12 protein-coding genes and 10 tRNA genes are annotated in these 16,645 nt (G+C 68.6%); 2 read left to right on the top strand and 20 right to left on the bottom strand.

Translation table 11 applies throughout. The features are described from left to right. The first annotated feature begins 26 nt into the window (after window positions 1-26). A complete protein-coding gene (locus N7L95_RS12385; RefSeq protein WP_301255555.1) occupies window positions 27-1,880 on the top strand; it encodes a DUF885 domain-containing protein in 1,854 nt (617 codons plus the stop codon). Between the two features lie 639 nt (window positions 1,881-2,519). Here the strand turns inward: N7L95_RS12385 and N7L95_RS12380 are convergent. From N7L95_RS12380 to N7L95_RS12315, 14 genes are all read right to left on the bottom strand, one after another. Then, window positions 2,520-4,109, bottom strand: coding sequence for a vWA domain-containing protein (locus N7L95_RS12380; RefSeq protein ID WP_301255554.1), 1,590 nt, complete (start codon window positions 4,107-4,109; stop codon window positions 2,520-2,522). A gap of 36 nt (window positions 4,110-4,145) precedes the next feature. Next, entirely contained in the window at window positions 4,146-4,709 is a 564-nt protein-coding gene (locus N7L95_RS12375) for an HNH endonuclease (protein ID WP_301255553.1), read from the bottom strand. Window positions 4,710-4,790: 81 nt separating this feature from the next. Then, entirely contained in the window at window positions 4,791-5,993 is a 1,203-nt protein-coding gene (locus N7L95_RS12370) for an RtcB family protein (protein WP_301260142.1), read from the bottom strand. Window positions 5,994-6,530: 537 nt separating this feature from the next. After that, window positions 6,531-6,601: transfer RNA gene (locus N7L95_RS12365), tRNA-His, on the bottom strand. Window positions 6,602-6,698: 97 nt separating this feature from the next. Beyond that, window positions 6,699-6,774: transfer RNA gene (locus N7L95_RS12360), tRNA-Pro, on the bottom strand. Between the two features lie 91 nt (window positions 6,775-6,865). Further along, a tRNA-Ile gene (locus N7L95_RS12355) sits at window positions 6,866-6,940 on the bottom strand. Between the two features lie 117 nt (window positions 6,941-7,057). Continuing rightward, window positions 7,058-7,141, bottom strand: a tRNA-Cys gene (locus tag N7L95_RS12350). Window positions 7,142-7,314: 173 nt separating this feature from the next. Then, a tRNA-Asp gene (locus N7L95_RS12345) sits at window positions 7,315-7,390 on the bottom strand. A gap of 307 nt (window positions 7,391-7,697) precedes the next feature. Beyond that, window positions 7,698-7,934, bottom strand: coding sequence for a hypothetical protein (locus N7L95_RS12340; RefSeq protein WP_301255552.1), 237 nt, complete (start codon window positions 7,932-7,934; stop codon window positions 7,698-7,700). A gap of 466 nt (window positions 7,935-8,400) precedes the next feature. Continuing rightward, window positions 8,401-8,477: transfer RNA gene (locus N7L95_RS12335), tRNA-Arg, on the bottom strand. Window positions 8,478-8,645: 168 nt separating this feature from the next. After that, a tRNA-Gln gene (locus N7L95_RS12330) sits at window positions 8,646-8,717 on the bottom strand. Between the two features lie 95 nt (window positions 8,718-8,812). After that, window positions 8,813-8,888, bottom strand: a tRNA-Glu gene (locus N7L95_RS12325). A gap of 20 nt (window positions 8,889-8,908) precedes the next feature. Next, window positions 8,909-8,998: transfer RNA gene (locus N7L95_RS12320), tRNA-Ser, on the bottom strand. 199 nt (window positions 8,999-9,197) lie between these two features. Beyond that, window positions 9,198-9,273 (bottom strand) — tRNA-Gly (locus N7L95_RS12315). A 163-nt stretch (window positions 9,274-9,436) separates the two neighbouring features. On the opposite strand from N7L95_RS12315, the gene N7L95_RS12310 reads away from it, so the two are divergent. Beyond that, entirely contained in the window at window positions 9,437-10,459 is a 1,023-nt protein-coding gene (locus N7L95_RS12310; RefSeq protein WP_301255551.1) for a GNAT family N-acetyltransferase, read from the top strand. A 15-nt stretch (window positions 10,460-10,474) separates the two neighbouring features. Here the strand turns inward: N7L95_RS12310 and N7L95_RS12305 are convergent, their stop codons facing one another. The 6 genes from N7L95_RS12305 to N7L95_RS12280 form a co-directional block, all read right to left on the bottom strand. Next, entirely contained in the window at window positions 10,475-11,050 is a 576-nt protein-coding gene (locus tag N7L95_RS12305) for a methylated-DNA--[protein]-cysteine S-methyltransferase (protein ID WP_301255550.1), read from the bottom strand. Between the two features lie 79 nt (window positions 11,051-11,129). Further along, on the bottom strand, window positions 11,130-12,605 hold the full coding sequence (locus N7L95_RS12300) for a pyridoxal phosphate-dependent decarboxylase family protein (RefSeq protein ID WP_301255549.1): 1,476 nt from the start codon (window positions 12,603-12,605) through the stop codon (window positions 11,130-11,132). Window positions 12,606-12,610: 5 nt separating this feature from the next. Then, entirely contained in the window at window positions 12,611-14,008 is a 1,398-nt protein-coding gene (locus tag N7L95_RS12295) for a diaminobutyrate--2-oxoglutarate transaminase family protein (protein WP_301255548.1), read from the bottom strand. A 79-nt stretch (window positions 14,009-14,087) separates the two neighbouring features. Then, entirely contained in the window at window positions 14,088-15,425 is a 1,338-nt protein-coding gene (locus tag N7L95_RS12290; RefSeq protein WP_301255547.1) for a lysine N(6)-hydroxylase/L-ornithine N(5)-oxygenase family protein, read from the bottom strand. 330 nt (window positions 15,426-15,755) lie between these two features. Beyond that, a complete protein-coding gene (locus N7L95_RS12285; protein ID WP_301255546.1) occupies window positions 15,756-16,199 on the bottom strand; it encodes a GNAT family N-acetyltransferase in 444 nt (147 codons plus the stop codon). A gap of 19 nt (window positions 16,200-16,218) precedes the next feature. Continuing rightward, complete coding sequence (locus tag N7L95_RS12280) at window positions 16,219-16,641, bottom strand: VOC family protein (RefSeq protein ID WP_301255545.1); 423 nt, start codon at window positions 16,639-16,641, stop codon at window positions 16,219-16,221. Between the last annotated feature and the right edge of the window lie 4 nt (window positions 16,642-16,645).

The following is a 16,645-nucleotide window of genomic DNA, read 5'->3' as shown; positions in this document are numbered from 1 at the left end:
GACGATTCATTTTGGCATCAGGCAGCATGAACCATGATCCCGGCATGGACCCGTTTCACCCCCACCCTGTTTCCAGGCGGCAGTGGCTGCAGCGCAGCGGCGCCTGGTGTGCCGCAGCGGCGCTCGCCGCCTGCACTGCGCCGCGCACGCCCACGCCAGCATCGGCGCTGAACCGGCAGCTCGACGCGCTGCTGGCCCAATGGCTGGCCGACGCGCCCCACGAGGCCACGGCCCAAGGGCTGGACCTCGGCCAGCACCGGGCGCTGCGCAGCCGGTGGGCCGATCGGTCGCTGGCTGCGGCCCAGGCGGGCAGCGCACGCAATGCGGAGGCACTGGCACGACTCGACCGCCTGCCCCGCGCCGGCCTGGATGCCAGCGCCGCTGCCACGCTCGATGCCGTGCGCTTTGCGCTGGAGCTCGCCGTGGAAGGCGCCGCCTTCGGCTACGGCGACCAAGGGCTGGTCGCCATGCTGTGCCAGGAGAACACGCCCTATGCGATCAACCAGATGCTGGGCCTGGCATTGAACGCGCCGCCCTTCCTGGCGAGCCACCAGCCGCTGCGCACGCCGCAGGACCTCGATGCCTGGCTGGCCCGCCTGGCGGCCCTGCCCGCGCAGATCGACCACGAGACCGAGCGATTCCGCCACGACGCCGCACGGGGCGTCCTGCCACCCCGCTTTGTGCTCGCGACCCTGCTCGATCAGCTCGACGGCTTGCTCGCCACGCCGCCGGCGGCCTCGCGCCCGCTGGCGGCCTTGCGGGCCAGTGCACCGGGCACGCCTGGCGCGCTGGCGCAGGCGGGTTTTCATTGGGAACGTGGCTTTCATCCCGCCGTGCAGCGTCAGCGTGATGCGGTTCACGCCGCGATGGCGCGTGCACGCGACGAGGCTGGCGTGTGTCACCTCCCCGACGGCGAGCGCTACTACGCCTGGGCCCTGCGCGTGGGCACGACCACCGCGCGGTCCGCTGCCGAGGTCCACCGCATCGGGCTGGCGCGGTCGGCCGAGATCGGCGCGGAGATGGACCGCCTGCTGCGATCGCAGGGGCTGGCGCAAGGCTCGGTGGGCGAGCGCATGCGGGCCCTGGGCCGCGCCGCCCAGCACGGCTTCCAGAACACCGACGCCGGCCGCGAGGCGGCCCTGACCTTGTGCCGGCAGTGGGTGGTCCGGTTCCGTGCCGCCATGCCGCGCTGGTCGGCACTGCCCCTGCGGGCGCCGCTGGCGGTGGAGCGAGTGCCGGTAGAGGTCGAGGCTGGGGCGGCCGGCGCCTACCTGTCCCCCGGCTCGCTCGATGGCTCGCGCGAAGCCACCTTCTACCTCAACCTGCGCGACACCGCGCAGTGGCCACGCTGGGCGCTGCCCACGCTGGTGGCGCATGAGACCCTGCCCGGCCACGTGTGGCAGGAGGCGAACGAGGCCGAGCTGGCACGGCGCCATCCGATCCATGCGCTGCTCAAGTTCAACGGCTATTCCGAAGGCTGGGCGCTGTATGCCGAGCAACTGGTGGACGAGGCGCGCTTCTACGACGACGACCCATTGGCCCGCCTGGGCTACCTGCAGGCGCAGCAGTTGCGCGCGACGCGCTTGGTGGTGGACACCGGGCTGCATGCCCTGGGCTGGAGCCGCGAGCGCGCGATCCAGGCCATGGCGGACGCCACCGGCCGCCCGCGCGGCGCGCTGGAAGGCGAGGTCGACCGCTACTGCGTCAAGCCGGGCCAGGCCTGCGGCTACATGATCGGGCAGGCCGAGCTGCTGCGCTTGCGGACGCAATGGCGGAACCGGCGAGGCAGTGCCGGCGGCGACGTGCGCTTCAACGATGCGGTGCTGCGCGCCGGGAACCTGCCCCTGGCGGTGCTGGCCCCCGTGCTGCAGGCGGCCTGAGGGGACGGCCTGAGGGGCGCCTGTTCCTGCCGGCCGGCGGCCGGGCCTTCCGGGTCGCCGGGCGGCTGGTCTCTGCCATTGGCTTGCTCTGGACAGGGAGGCGGCCTGCGAGGCTGGCCGTGTCACCGAGCCGCTGTCTCCGGCCTTCGAAGCGCTCTTTGCGTCAAGCGCCGCGTCGCAAGGGCGATGACGCAGGGTCGGTGCCACCAAAAAAAACGGGCGCCCGAAGGCGCCCGTTTTCCACGAGGAAAGATCCATCCGAAGACAGTGACGAGGATCGGTGAAACGTCGTGCTCTACCTACTGAGCTACGTTCCCCTTGCGGAGACCGGCGGGACTCGAACCCGCGACCGCGAGCGTGACAGGCTGTAGTTCCACCTGCATTCACCGCCTTCGAACGGAAAAGGGTGGCGCGACCAGAATGGGCAAGACCTCGCCGGTCGCCCGGCGTCAAGAGTCGAACTTGATGATCCATGGAGTCCTGCCCGCATTCGCGCCGAAAACAGGGCGGGTGGCGTCGCAGGCGACAAGAGGCGCAAGAGCTGCCGGCCGGGGTCACCGGTGGAGGTCAGCGGCCTCCTGGGCAGGGTGGTGCTGTACTCCTGCGCGCATTCGCCTGCGACGCCGTTCTACTGCTTCCTCACTGCGCCTCGAGCGGGATCTTCTCGATCTCGCCCACCCAGTGGCCGGCGTCCAGCGTGCCGTTGGCAAACTGCGCCACCGCGAGGAAGACCGCATCCGAGAATCCGCCGACGTTCATCACGTCGGCCCGCTCCGCCGCCTGGCTGGTGCGGTTCGGCTGGATGTCGATGCACACCAGCTTGGCTGCGGGGCAACGGGCCTTCAACGCGGACCATTGGCGCATCGTTTCGGTGCCGCCGTGGTGGCGGGCATCCACCCACGACTCGTTGTCCGAGACGATGACGACCAGGTCCACCATGGCGCGCTGATCGTTCAACCGCGCCAGCGGTGCGCTGACGTTGGTGCCGCCGCCGCCGATCGATGCCAGCCGGGCCGCGTTGGTCAGCACCGAATCGCGAGGATTCAGATCGACCTGCACCACCGTCCGCTCGAACGGCAGCACCTGCGTGTGCCGGTTCTTCGCGCAGAAGGCCGCTGCCACCAGCGCCGCGATGTCGATGCAACGCACCGCCGAAGTGGCAGTGCCGCGCTGGCCCGTCACTGCCGAGCTCATCGAGCCCGACACGTCGGGACACACCACAACCTGGCCGTCGAGCTGCGGCACGTTCACCAGTGCGGTGTCCATCGCGTCCTGCAGCGCTTCACGCACCACCGCCGGCACCTCCGGGCCCGCCGCCTTGAAAGCCGCCAGCAACTGGTAGGGCAGCACGCGGGCCCGCCGGATCGAGGAGAGGTCGCGCAGCTTCGCCGCCACAGCCTCGGCCACCCCCGGCACCGCGAACACGCCGTGGCGCGCAAAGGTGTTGAGGTTCTGCCGCACCATCTGCCACGACCCTTTGCGGGCGATGTCGGACCAGTGCCCGGTCGACAAGTCGAGGGCGGTCAGCAGCTGGAACGGCACGTCCGGCAGCGCCGGCAGCGGCCGCGTGGCATCCGGCCCGTTCAGCAAGGCGCGCTTGAATTGCTCGAACGCCCAGGTGAGCGGCGGCAGCGCCGCCTCGTCATGCGGCTTGCCGATCAACCAGGCGAACCAGGCGGCGCGCCAGGGCTCCGTCGGCTTGGGGTGCACCATCTTGACGACGTCTGCCAGCGACGGGCTGTTGCCCACCGACGCCTGCAGCAGCTGCGCTTCGCTGGCCGTCAGCAGCCATTGCTGCACCAGCTTCTTCGGCCGTGAGCCGAGCGACTTGCGACCGGTCACGCCGGAGCGGACGATCTGCACGAAGTTGCGCAGCATCTTGCCGCTGTCCACCACACGGCCGAAGGCGGATTCGAGCAGTTGCACGTCGCGGCTGGCCAGCACCGCCAGCAGCAGCGCCGGCATGTCCTTCATGTGGCCGGCCTGTCGCGCGTGGATCGCCGTCTTTGCGACGAAGGCCGGTTCGAGCTCGCGGGCCAGGACCAGCACCTGGTCGAGCTGCTCGTCGGCGGTGGCGTAGAAGGTGTGGTTGAGGCAGCCGGTGGCTGCCAGTTGCGCCAGCTGGTGGCGAGGGCTGAAGGCGTAGGCCGGGGCCTGCGCGTGGTTCACGGCATCGGCCTTCGGCAGCAGTCCACCCTTCAGCGTCTGGAACAGTTGGGTGTTGACCATTGGAGCCTCCTTCGGGTCATGGTCGGGGTGTGGGTGTCAGTTCAGCCGCGATCCCCTCGGCAGGCGTGCGGCCAGCCACTCGTGCACGTCGGCCCGGATGTGCCGGCCTTCGAGCAGAAAATCTTCGAAGCGGCTGGGCACATAGGGCAGGTAGAGCAGCGGCATGGCGGCCTCCTCGGGCGTGCGGGCGGCCTTGCGGCCGTTGCACGGGCCGCAGGCAGTGACCAGGTTCATCCAGGTCCATCCGCCACCGCGCGATTCCGGCACGATGTGCTCGCATTGCAGTTCACGCTCCTGGAAGCGCTGGCCGCAGTAGGCGCAGGTGTATCGGTCGCGGCAGAACAGCTTGTGTTTCGCGAGCGAGGGCGTGACCTCGAACAGGTTGATGCGGGACGCGCCCCGCAGCGCGATGATCGGGTGCACCTCGATCAGCGACTGCCGGCCGGTGGCCGCGTTGACGCCGCCGCGCAGCGTGCGCAGCGGCTCGTTGCCGTCGACCCAGGCGACCGTGTCGGTGGCGTAGTGCAGGGCCGCCTGCTCCAGCGTGATCCAACGCTGTGGCGTACCCTGGATGTCCAGTTGCAGGACGTGCTGGTGCATCGGAGTTTCCTCCTTTCCTTCCTTCTGCTTTTCTTGGGGAATCGCTGAAGGAAGATGGCAGTACCAGCCCCCTCCAGCCTTTCAGCCTTTCACACACAAGACCTGCTTGAGCGTGTGCTCCACGCTCACCAGGTCGGCCTGCGCGGCCATGACGGCATCGATGTCCTTGTAGGCGCCCGGAATCTCGTCGAGCACGCCTTCGTCCTTGCGGCATTCCACGCCGGCCGTCTGGGCCGCCAGCGCGTCGAGGTCGAACAGGCGCTTTGCCATGCCGCGCGAGTGGCGCCGGCCGGCGCCATGCGAGCATGAGCAGTACGACAAGGGGTTGCCCTTGCCCCGCACGATGTAGGACTTGGCGCCCATCGAGCCGGGAATGATCCCGAGCTGGCCTTCGCGCGCGCTCACCGCGCCCTTGCGGGTGATCCACACCTTGGCGCCGAAATGCTCTTCGACCGTCGCGTAGTTGTGGTGGCAGTTGATGGCTTCCTTGGTGGAGCCGATCTCGCGCCCGAGTGTCTCGCGCAGTGCGCGCATCACGCGGAACAGCATCAGGTCGCGGTTGAGCGCCGCGTAGTCCTGCGCCCATTGCAAGGCCTGCACATACTGGTGGAACTCGGGCGAGCCTTCGTTCAGCCAGGCCAGGTCGCGGTCGGGCAAGCCCACGCCGGCCCGGGCGCACGCTTCGCGCGCCATGCCGATGGCGGCTTCGCCGATCGTCTTGCCAATATTGCGCGAGCCGGAGTGCAGCATCACCCACACCGCGCCGGCCTCGTCGAGGCACAGTTCGATGAAGTGGTTGCCGCCGCCCAGCGTGCCGATCTGCTTCCAGATGCGGCGGGCGTCGAGGGCACCGAGCACCGACAGGATGGACAGCTTCTCGAACCGGGCGTACAGCGCGTCCATGCGCTGCTTCAGCACGCGGCCATGGGCGGCTTCATGCGTCGGGTTCACTTCCTTGTCGTGCGCCGCGAACCCGACCGGCACCAAGGATTCGATCGCCGATCGAATGGCGGCCAGGCTGTCGGGCAGATCCCCGGCCCGCAGGTCGGTTCGCACGGCACACATGCCGCAGCCGATGTCGACACCGACGGCCGCGGGAATGATGGCGCCCCGGGTGGGAATCACGGAGCCCACCGTCGCGCCCTTGCCCAGGTGCACGTCGGGCATGATGGCCACATGACCCGCCACGATGGGCAGGCCGGCGATGTGGCGGATCTGGTTGAGCGCCTGGTGGTCGACCTCGACGCCTTCGGTCCATCCCTGGACATTCTTCATCAGCTCCATGGCTGTTCTCCTTATTGGGGGGTGATGCGTCCGGATGGACTGGCAGCTTCGGGCAGCCTCGGCGATCGGCGAGCCTGCACCGGCGCGAAAGCGGCCGGCGGCGATGCCGCAGGACATTGCCGTTGCCGAGCGGCACGGCCCGGTCGATGGCGCCGGCTACGCGCGGTGGTCATGAGGGTGCCGCATGCCGTCGAAGCAGCCGCTGCGCTCGCAGCAGCGCTCGAAAGCAGCGACCCCACCCACACGGGCAGGGTGCATGGCGGCCGAATGTCTCGTGCAGGGGCTTGGCGCCCTGCACGACAACGGTGCCGCCTGCACGCGGGCCTCAGACCACTGCCTCTTGCGACGCTTGCTCGTCGTCTCGACACCGGAATGGCGGTTCTTGCTTGTGATTCTTCATGATGTTCTCCTGGGGTGGCCCGCTTCCCCGGGACGGAGACCGGGGGGCGGGCCTTGTCGCCAAGGCGACTGAAACCCCCGGGGCCGCGCGCCGATCACATCGGCACCCGCACGAGGGGAAAGGGGGATGCGCTCAGGGGTGGCCGGTCGGAATCGAACCGACACCAGCGGGACCACAACCCGCGGCTCTGCCGTTGAGCTACGGCCACACCTGAGCGCACCGTGAGGGGGGAGGTGGCAGGCACCGGCCGCGCCGCCTCCGGCCCCGGGCCGGGCGCCGCCCGGTTGCGCGCCATTGCGACGCGATGGTCTCGGTGGTCCGGATCGAACGGACGACCTCATGCTCCCAAAGCACGCGCGCTGCCTGCTGCGCCACACCGAGTTTGTCCTGCCCGCACGGGCGGCCCTGGTCGAGGCACCGCTCTTGCCTGTCAGCAGGAGCAGCGGTCCCGGACGGGCCTGCACGCTGGTCTTGGTCCTCGTGGGTGGGAACGATCCACCGGCCCCCGCCTTATCAAGACGGTGCTCTGCCACTGAGCTACACGAGGTGCGGGTTGAAGGGAATCCCGGCACCGTGGCCCGCATGCAGCATGCGGCTGGCACAGCAAGCAAGGGCCGGGGGCGGCCGCTCGATCCGAGCGGGTGCCCCCGGCACCGGGCAAAGGACTCGGGAGCTGGATTCGAACCAGCGAGGGCAAGATGCCGGCGGTGTTGCAAACCGCTGCCTTCGACCGCTTGGCAATCCCGAGATGATTTGGGTCACCGACCGAACTCGACCGGTCGGCTTTCCGGGGAGACGCAGCCACTTCGATGACCGGGCGGCGTCCCTCCGGCCCGCCCGAGCCGGCCAGCCCGATCCCCGGGGCGCTGGCGGCATGCGGGGGCGGCTGGGGTCTTCCGCCGGTTCGGTGGGTGATGACAGTGGCGCCCCGTGCGGGAGTCGAACCCGCGGCTTCCGGCTAGACAGGCCGGCACTCTGGCCTCTGAGTTAACGGAGCAATTGGGTGGCGAGGACCTGCATGCCCGGCCTCCCTGGTGTTCTACGGTGACGGGTTCCGACGCCGCCCCGTCCTTGCGGCCGATGGCAGCCCGCCTGGCGCGGGCCCGATGAGGGCTGCCGTGGTGCCTGCCCCTGGCCGGCGGCTTGGCTGCATCCGCTCCTGCCGATGGGGCAGCGGCGCGGAAGGCCGGGCAAGTTGGTGGCGGTGCTGCCTTTGCGGCGGGACTCGGACCCAGGTGCGGCCGGCGGGCGGGCCGGCGCAGCACCGGTCGCGGCGGCGCCAGGCCGGGGAGCGGTTTCGCGCTTCAGCAGCGGCCCGAGCGCCGGCTGCGCGGCTGCAGCTTGTCGAGTTCGGCCAGCTGCTGCTTCAGCAGGATGAGCAGGGTGCGGGCATCGTCGACCTGCAGGCGCAGGCTGCTGGTGGCGGACTGCTCGTCGCGCACGGCACGGGCCAGCACGAGGGCATCGATGTTGATCTCGATCAGGCCCTTGTCGTGCTTCATCGACTTCAGGCGCTGTACTTCAATTTCATAGGTTTTCAAGCGCGTTCTCCAAACGGGGGGCGACGCTGGATTGTCCCTGTTGTCCGAACCGCGCTCCGGCCGCAGGGCCGGCACGCGGTGGCACCTGCCGGGCCGTGCACTGGGCAGGGCGGGCTGGCTCGACATGAAGGATCCGTTCGAAGGCGGTGACAAGGAGCGGTGAAACATCGTGCTCTAACCACTGAGCTACGGCCCCCCTGACGGGAAGCCGGCGGGATTCGAACCCGCGACCACGAGCATGGCAGGCTGTAGTTCCACCTGCATTCCCCGCCCTCGAACGGAAAAACGGGCGGCGCGACCCGGGCGGCAAGGACATCGCAGGCTGCCCGACGTGAAGCGTCGATGCGGCCTTTCCTGTCCTTTGGCCGGCCTTCGCGCCGGAAGAGAGAGGGGCGCCCAGGGCCCCTCCGTGCGCGACATCGGCCCATGCGGGCGGTGTCTGTCATCGGCGCGGCGAGCCGCGCATTGGAGCGTCCGGATGGACTTGAACCACCGGCCTTGGCCTTCGGACGGCCACGCTCTTGCCAGCTGAGCTACGGACGCAAGGGTGGGGGGATGATGCGCCTGCCACGGCAGTGGCCACATGCGCGTCCTGGCTGGGGTTGGCCCTGCACGACACGAGGGCCGGCACGGGGCAGCACCAGGCAGGCAGCGCAGGGCCTGTCCTGTGCAAGCGCATCCGGGGCCTGGCAGGGGCACCGTCGCGGGGGGCAGGGGCGGCAGGATTCGAACCTGCGTACACCGGGTCAAAGCCGGCTGTCTGAGGCCACTCGACGACACCCCATCAGATCAGTGTGAGCCGCCAAGGGGGTGCCGCCCAGTCAAGGCCGGATCAGGCCGGCGCCGCTGGAAGCGGGCCAAGGTGCTGCCAGGCAGGCTGGCGTTTCGTACGGGGATCGAACCCGTGTTCCGACAGTGAAAGCGTCGTGTCCTGGACCGCTAGACGAACGAGACTCATGAACCAGATGATCAATTGGCGGAGAGCACAGGATTCGAACCTGTGCGGCGCTTTCGCACCGGCCACGGCTTAGCAAGCCGGCCCCTTACCGCTCGGGCAGCTCTCCAAATGGGCGGCTCCTGGAGTGACGGAGCGCTGCCCTGTATCCCATTGCGGTTGTGCTTCGGCGCGAGCGCGGGGAACTCCCGCTCAGCGCGGTCTCGCTGCACGATGCGGGCCGGCCCGCTGCGCACATCCCGGCCACCCCTGCGCTTTCAGAGGCAACTGACTGGCCGTGGTGCTGAAGCACACCCGCAATGAGATGCTGGAGCGGATACCGGGATTCGAACCCGGGGCCTCGACCGTGGCATGGTCGCGCTCTGCCGACTGAGCTATATCCGCTTCATTTCTTCTTGAGATGCGAGCGCGCCTTGTACCCAGTGGCACAGGCGGCTCGCGGCAACTTGTTAAAGAGCAGTCCGTTGCGCCGTGCGCAACGGTGTGTCCCGGTGGAACACGATGGCCGGTCGCCAGCCGGCTCGGGATGGGCTGAACCGCTTTGCGGTTGCCCGGCAGAAAGCAAAAAGGCCCGGATCCTTTCGGAATCCGGGCCTTGATCGGTGATCAAGCGACAGGGGTGTGCGCCTCAAGCGCCTCCCTGGCCCGGATGTTTTCGATGTTCCTCACCCTGCGATGCAGCCACTGGCCGGCGCAGGACGGACGGATCTTGATTCATCGAACGGTCACTGTGCCGCTGGCTGCAGCACTGGCTCTCGACGCCCGCCGGCACGAAGCCGCACTGACCCAGCAGGGACAGCGAGCGATCGATGATGTGGCCGTGGGTTTTCACGATGAACTCTTCAGTGGAATGGTCGGTACGATTCAGGAGCTGCAGCGATGGCGTTGCAGCGACAGGTTGAACTGTAAAGAGTCTTCACTTCTTCGTCAAGCAGGTGTGCGCGATTTTTTTTCGGCCTGCGGCGAGTGCCTGATCGAGGAGTTGCTGTTGACCCCCCACCCTATCGACATCCGGCCCCTGCAGCCCGGAACATTGCCCGACTTCCTTCGCCTGTTCGACGGTGATGCGTTCGCCGACAACCCGGCCTGGGCCTTCTGCTACTGCCAGTGCTTCCATGAAGACCATGCGGTGGTGCACTGGCCTTCCAGGACGGCCCAGGAGAACCGCCAGCAAGCCTGCCAGCGCGTTGCCAGCGGCGCGATGCAGGGCCTGCTCGCCTACCTGGACGGCCGGCCGGTGGGTTGGTGCAGTGCCGGGCCGCGCCGGCTATACCGGGCGCTGGACAACGAACCCACCCCCGACGCGGACGCGGTCGGCGCCATCATGTGCTTCCTGGTGGCGCCGAACCACCGTGGACAGGGCATTGCCAGCGCGCTGCTGGAGGCAGCCTGCGAGTCGCTGCGGGCGCAGGGCCTGCGCTATGCCGAAGCGAATCCGCGGCCGGCGGCAACCAAGGATGCCGAACATCACTTCGGCCCGTTGAGCATGTATCTGGCAGCCGGCTTCTCGATCCACCGCACCGACAGCGACGGCAGCGTGTATGTGAGGCGAGACCTGCAAGGCGCCTGAGGGCGGGGGCCGGCCTCAGGCCGCGGCGGCGGGACTGGTGGCGTCGGTCAGCGGCAGGCTCAGCCCGGCATGGCGGGCTTCGGACAGCAGCAGCGCCTGCTTGACGCGCGTGCCGTCCGGCGCGGAGAAGCCACCGATCAAGCCGCGGGAGCCGAGCACGCGATGGCAGGGAACAATGATGGACCACGGGTTCTTGCCCAGCGCCTGCCCGACGGCCCGCATGGCGCCCGGGCTGCCCACTGCGGCGGCGACTTCCTTGTAGGTCATCGTCCGCCCGGGCGGAATGGCATGCGTCGTGATCAGCACGCGCTTGCTGAAGTCGCGCACCAGGGACCAATCGAGCCGGGCCAGGTCGAACGCCACCGGCTGCCCGTCCACCGCCCGGCGTATGCCATCGATGGCCTCGGCCACGAAGGGCGGCACGCTGTCTGCGACGGAGGATTCGTCAGACAGGCTCTGGTTCAGGTGCACGCCCTGCAGCAGCTCGCCGGACCAGTCGATGCGGCACAGGCCGACCGAGGTCTCGACATACCGGCATTGCGTTCCCTTGATCGGCGCACAGCGCCGGGCCAGGCGGGCCTTGTCGATCATGTTGATGGCTCCTCAGGCCGTGGGCCAGTCGATGGGCCGGCGCGGCCCGTTGCCGATGATCCGCCGGCCCGATGCCACCTCATGCCGGCTGCTGTGCCGGCGGCAGCCGGGCGGCGAAGTCGGTGATCTTGTCCAGCAGCTGCTCGAAGTCGCCCATCGACAGGCAGGGGTTCAGGATGGTGAGCTTCAAGGCCACTTGCCCGTCCACCATGGTCTCGCCCAGCACGGCCACGCCGGCCTTCAGGAGGCCGACGCGCAGCCTCCGGTTGAAGTCGTCGAGCGCGTCGGCCTGCGGCACGCCGACGTACCGGAACAGGATGGTCGACAGGCTGGGACGGGCCAGCAGCCGAAGCGCCGGGCGGTCCCGCACCAGGCCGGCCACGGCCTGGGTCTGTTCGAGCAGGTGGTCCACCATGGCACCGATGGTAGCCGCCCCGACCGCGCGCAATGTCATCCACACCTTCAGTGCATCGAAGCGCCGGGTGGCCGAGATCGATTTGTCCACCAGGTTCGGCAGCTCGTCGCTTTCACGGTTCAGGTACTCGGCGCGATGCAGCAGGTGGCGGAAGTGGCCGCGGTCCTTGAGGAGGATGGCGCCGCAGCTGATGGGCTGGAACCAGAGCTTGTGGAAGTCGACGATCACCGAGTCGGCCTGCTCGATGCCGGCCAGCCGGTGCCTGGCCCGGCTCAGCATCAAGGCGCCGCCATAGGCCGCGTCCACATGGAACCAGGCCTGGTGCTGCTGCGCGATGGCCGCGATGGAGCGCAGGTCGTCCACCGCGCCGTGGTCGGTCGTGCCGGCCGTGCCCACGACGGCGAAGGGAATGAGCCCGGCCTGCCGGAGGCCGGCCAGGGTGGGCTCGAGCGCCTCCACCACCATCGTGCCGTCGGGATGCGAGGGCACGGTGACCATCGCCTGCTGGCCCAGGCCCATCAGGGCGGCGGCCTTCCTGAGCGTGAAGTGGCTCTTGGCCGAGCCGACGATGCGCAGCTTGGAGAAGTACGGGGGCAGGCCGTCGCGCTGCACGTCGTGGCCCGAGATGCGGTGGGCGGCCCAGTCGCGGGCAATGAGCAGGGCCATGATGTTGCCCTGCGTGCCGCCGCTGGTGAAGACACCGTCCCCGCTGCCGGCATAGCCGAACAGCTCGCACATCCAGTCGATGACATGCTGCTCCACATAGGTGGCCGCGCCCGACTGGTCCCAGGAGTCGAGCGACTGGTTCTGGGCGGACATGAAGCGGTCGGCCACCATGCCGGCGATCATCGGCGGTGTGTGCAGGTGGGCGATGCAGTGGGGGTGCTGCACCAGGATGGAGTTGCGGCCGATCAGGGTGCCGGCCTCCTCGATGGCCGCCGCCAGCGGCACCACGCTCTCCTGCGACAGGGGCTGCCGGGCGATGGCCGCGCGCAGGGCCAGCGGATCGATGCCCGAGTAGGGCGCCTGCGCTGCTTCGAACAGCGCGGTGATCTGCTCGGTGCAGGTGGCCATGGCCTGGCGGTAGTCGTCGCTGCCGCCGGCGCCGACCCGGATGAAATGCTGTTGCCAGTCCTGCATCGCGCTCACTCCCCGCACAACCGGACCGCCTGGGCGAACGCCCACGCGGCATAGTCCACCTGCTGCTCGGTGATGTTGAGGGGCGGCAGGAAGCGCAGCACCGCACCATGGCGGCCCCCCTTCTCGATGATGAGGCCGTGCTTCAGCGCGGTGTGCTGGATGCGGTTGGCCAGCTCCGGATGTGCCAGCGGCTGGCCCAGTGCGTCGGCCTTGCGGGGATCGACGATCTCCACGCCCAGCATCAGACCCCGCCCGCGCACTTCGGCGATGCAGGGCTGCTCGCGCTGCAGCTCGCGCAGCCGCGCGGCGAGCCGCTCACCCCTGTGGGCAGCGTTGGCGACCAGGTCGTCGCGCCGGATGATCTGCAGCGTCTTGGCGCCCGCCGCCATGGCGAGCTGGTTGCCCCGGAAGGTGCCGGCATGCTCGCCCGCGTTCCAGGCATCGAACTTCTTCTTGAACACCAGGCAGGACAGCGGCAGGCCGCCGCCGACGGCCTTGGACAGGACGAGGATGTCCGGGTCGATGCCGGCGTATTCGAAGGCGAAGTTCCGGCCCGACCGGCCGATGCCGCACTGGATCTCGTCCAGGATCAGCAGGATGCCGAGCTCCGACGTGATGCGGCGGATCTCCTTCAGCCAGGCCGGCGATGCCGGGATGACGCCCCCTTCGCCCTGGATGGGCTCCAGGATGATGGCTGCCGGCTTGACGATGCCGCTCTCCTGGTCATGCAGCACCGATTCAATGTAGCGGATGGAGGCGCGCTCGCCGGCCTCGCCGCCCAGGCCGAACTTGCAGCGCAGGCTGTAGGGGAAGGGCAGGAAATGCACATCCGGCATCAGCCCGCTGCGGCGGGCCTTGGCGTTGAGGTTGCCCATCAGCGCCAGCGAGCCGTTGGTCATGCCGTGGTAGGCGCCATGGAACGCCACGATGTTGCTGCGCCCGGTGTACAGCTTGGCCAGCTTCAGCGCGGCTTCCACCGCGTCCGAGCCGGACGGGCCGCAGAACTGGATGCAGGCCTCCTGGGCGAAGGATTGCGGCAGGAAGGCCATCACTTCCTGCACGAAGGCGTCCTTCACCGGCGTCGTCACGTCGAGCGTCTGGTAGGGCAGGCCGGCGTTCAGCTGGGCCACGATCTCCTGGTTGATCTCGGGATGGCTGTGGCCGAGCGGCAGCGCGCCGGCGCCGGACAGGCAGTCGAGATAAGCCTGCCCGCGGGTGTCCTCGATCATCGCGCCTGCGGCGCGCTTGATCGAGATGGGGAAGCGCCGTGGATAGGATCGGACGGCCGATTCCAGCTTTTCCTGGTTGCCCAGCGTCTGGTCCTGCGGGAAGTCATAGTCGCCCCGGTGGCCGGGGAAAGCCTGGGGGCCTGCGAGGGGGCGGGTGGCGATGGTGCTGTTCATGGTGTCGAAGGGATGCCATGTCGAAGAGGCCGCAGGCAGCTGGTGTGGGCATGCCGGCCCCGGGTGGAGGAGGGCGTGCTCAGGCGGCGTCCTGGATGGCGGTGCGCCATTTGTCCGCGATGCCGAAGCTCTGGAACACGTTGCGAGAAGACACGCGGTAGTGCTCGCGGCCGAGCACGGTGTTGATGATGGTGGCGCTGCGGTAGGGGCCCAGGCCCAGGTCCTGCGCGCCTATGCCGTGGGTGTGCATCTCGCCGTTCTGCACATAGATGCGGCCGCCCAGCGTCGCATCGCTCACGATGCCGTAGTTGCGGTCGATCAGCGGCTGTCCTTGCGCATTGGTCTGCAGGGCATGCCGGACGCCGTTCAGGAAGGACGGGAACACGTACTGGTGTCCGGTGGCCAGGACCACCGCGTCGCTCTCGACCTCGAAGCACTGCTGCAGGTCGAGGTGCCGGAACGTCAGCCGCAGGCGCCCTGCCTGCGCTTCGAGCTGCGTGAGCTCGGTGCGGGCCTGCAGCACGACCGGTGCTGCTTTCTCGATGGAGCGGATGTACAGGCGGTCGTAGATGTCCTTGATGGTGCTGAAGGAGATGCCCTTGTACCAATGGCCCTGGCCGCTTCGGACCCGGTTGCGCTGTTCCTCGGGCAGCCGGTGGAAGTGCTCGATGTAGTCGGGCGAGAAATGCTCCAGCCCGAGCTTCGAGTACTCCATGGGGAAGAACCCGCTGCTGCGCGAGATCCAGTGCAGTTCATAGCCGTGCGCCGGCTGCTCGTTCAGCAGGTCGAGCACGATCTCGGCCGCGCTCTGCCCGCCGCCGACGATGGTGATGCTCTTCTTGCGCTGCAGCTCGGCTTTGCGGAACAGGTAGTCGGCCGAGTGCAGGCAGCCGGGATGGCCCTGGAAGTCCCGGGCCGCCTCCGGCCAGCTCGGCACCGTGCCGATGCCCAGCACGAGATTGCGGGCCAGGTGGTGGGACACGGCCTGGCTGGCGGTGTCCCTCACCGACACCCGGAACAGCGGGCCGGCGGGCTCGACCCCGATCACCTGGGTCGAGAACTGCATGCCGCGCAGCTGCTGGCTGACCCATTGGCAATACCGGTTGTATTCGGTGCGAGGGATGTGGAAGTTCTCGTAGAAGTAGAACTGGTAGAGCCGGCCCTGCTCGTGCAGGTAGTTGAGGTAGCTGTAGCGGCTGGTCGGGTCGACCATCGTCACCAGGTCCGCCATGAATGGCACCTGCAGGGTGCAGTCCTCCATCAGCAGCCCGGCATGCCAGTTGAAGCGATCCTTGGCTTCGAAGAACCGGCAGCTCAGCGACGGGAGGGGATCGAGCAGGGCGGCGAGGCCGAGGTTGAACGGTCCGGCGCCGACGCCGATCAGGTCGTGTATGGGTGCGCTGGCAGTGGATTCCATGGAGTGTGTTGGGCAGTTGGGGTCAGGTCGGCACGGACCCGGGACGACGTCTGGGGGCACACAGGGGCGCGGCAGGCCGCGTGCTCGCAGCGGCCCGCCGCCGCGCCCACGCGCTGTCCGGCGGCGCGCGGTGTTCAGCGAAGGCCGGGGGCGACCCTGGCACGGCAGGCCAGCCCGCCCCGTCGCGGGCCGCCTGCGGGGACGGCTTGCTCCACCGGCCAGTGCCGGCCTGCCCAGCGTGGAGCTGGCCCTACGGCCGGGCTCCCCGGCGGGCGGGCGGCTGAGTCGAGCTGCGCCGCCGACGAGTCAGGGGCCGGCCGTGGCGACGCGTCACAGGATCTTGTGATAGGTGATGAACACCTGTTCCTTCTCGTAGCCGAGCGATTCGTAGAGACGTTGCGCGGCATGGTTGGTGGTCGCCGTCTCCAGCGTCAGGCGCTGGATGGCGCGCTCGCCGAAGTAGAGGATGAGGTATTCCATCAGCTTCTTGGCATAACCGTGGCGCCGGGCCGACTTGTCGACGTAGAGGTCCGACAGGTAGTAGAACGGCTTCATCGCGATCGAGCAGTACGACGGGTACAGCTGCGAGAAGGCCACCGCCCGGCCGCTGTCGTCCAGCAGGAGGAAGATCTGCGAGCGATCGTGCTCGATGTTGGCCTGGATGAAGGCGCGGGCGCCTTCCGGGTCACTGGCCTGCTCGTAGAAGATCCGGTAGTTGTCGAACAGCTCTGCTGCGCTTTGCAGGTGCTCGAGTCCGCATTTGATGATTTTCATGGTGGCTCCGGGCCTGGCCTCAGTGGACCTGGCCGATCTCGATCTGCACGCCGTTGGGGTCACGGAAGAAGAAGGCCTTGTAGCCGCCCAGGTCGGTGGCGGTGTAGGGCGCCCGGGTGGTGGGCTCGATGCCGAGCGTTTTCACCCGCTGGTAGATGTCCTCGATGTCACTGACCATGAAGGCGAGGTGGATGCCGCAGACATCGTTGTGGTTGGCCACCAGGTGCCGGCCCTTCGAGCTGAGGTGCTCGATCAGCTCGAAGCTGCGGTTGCCGATGCGGACCATGCAGGACTTGTAGTCGGGCTTCTGCACATTGATCACTTCGCCCACCCCGTCGCCGGAGATGTGGACCGTTTCCTCGAACACCTCGACGGTGGTCAGCTGCTTGTAGAAGCGGATGGTGTCCTCGATGCTCAACACGGTGAGACCGACGTGGTTCATGGCT

It is taken from the genome of Eleftheria terrae, from assembly GCF_030419005.1.
GTDB classification, from domain to species: domain Bacteria; phylum Pseudomonadota; class Gammaproteobacteria; order Burkholderiales; family Burkholderiaceae_C; genus Caldimonas; species Caldimonas terrae.
Note: the sequence above shows the minus strand (reverse complement) of the source record. Positions and strands in the feature narration are given on the sequence as shown.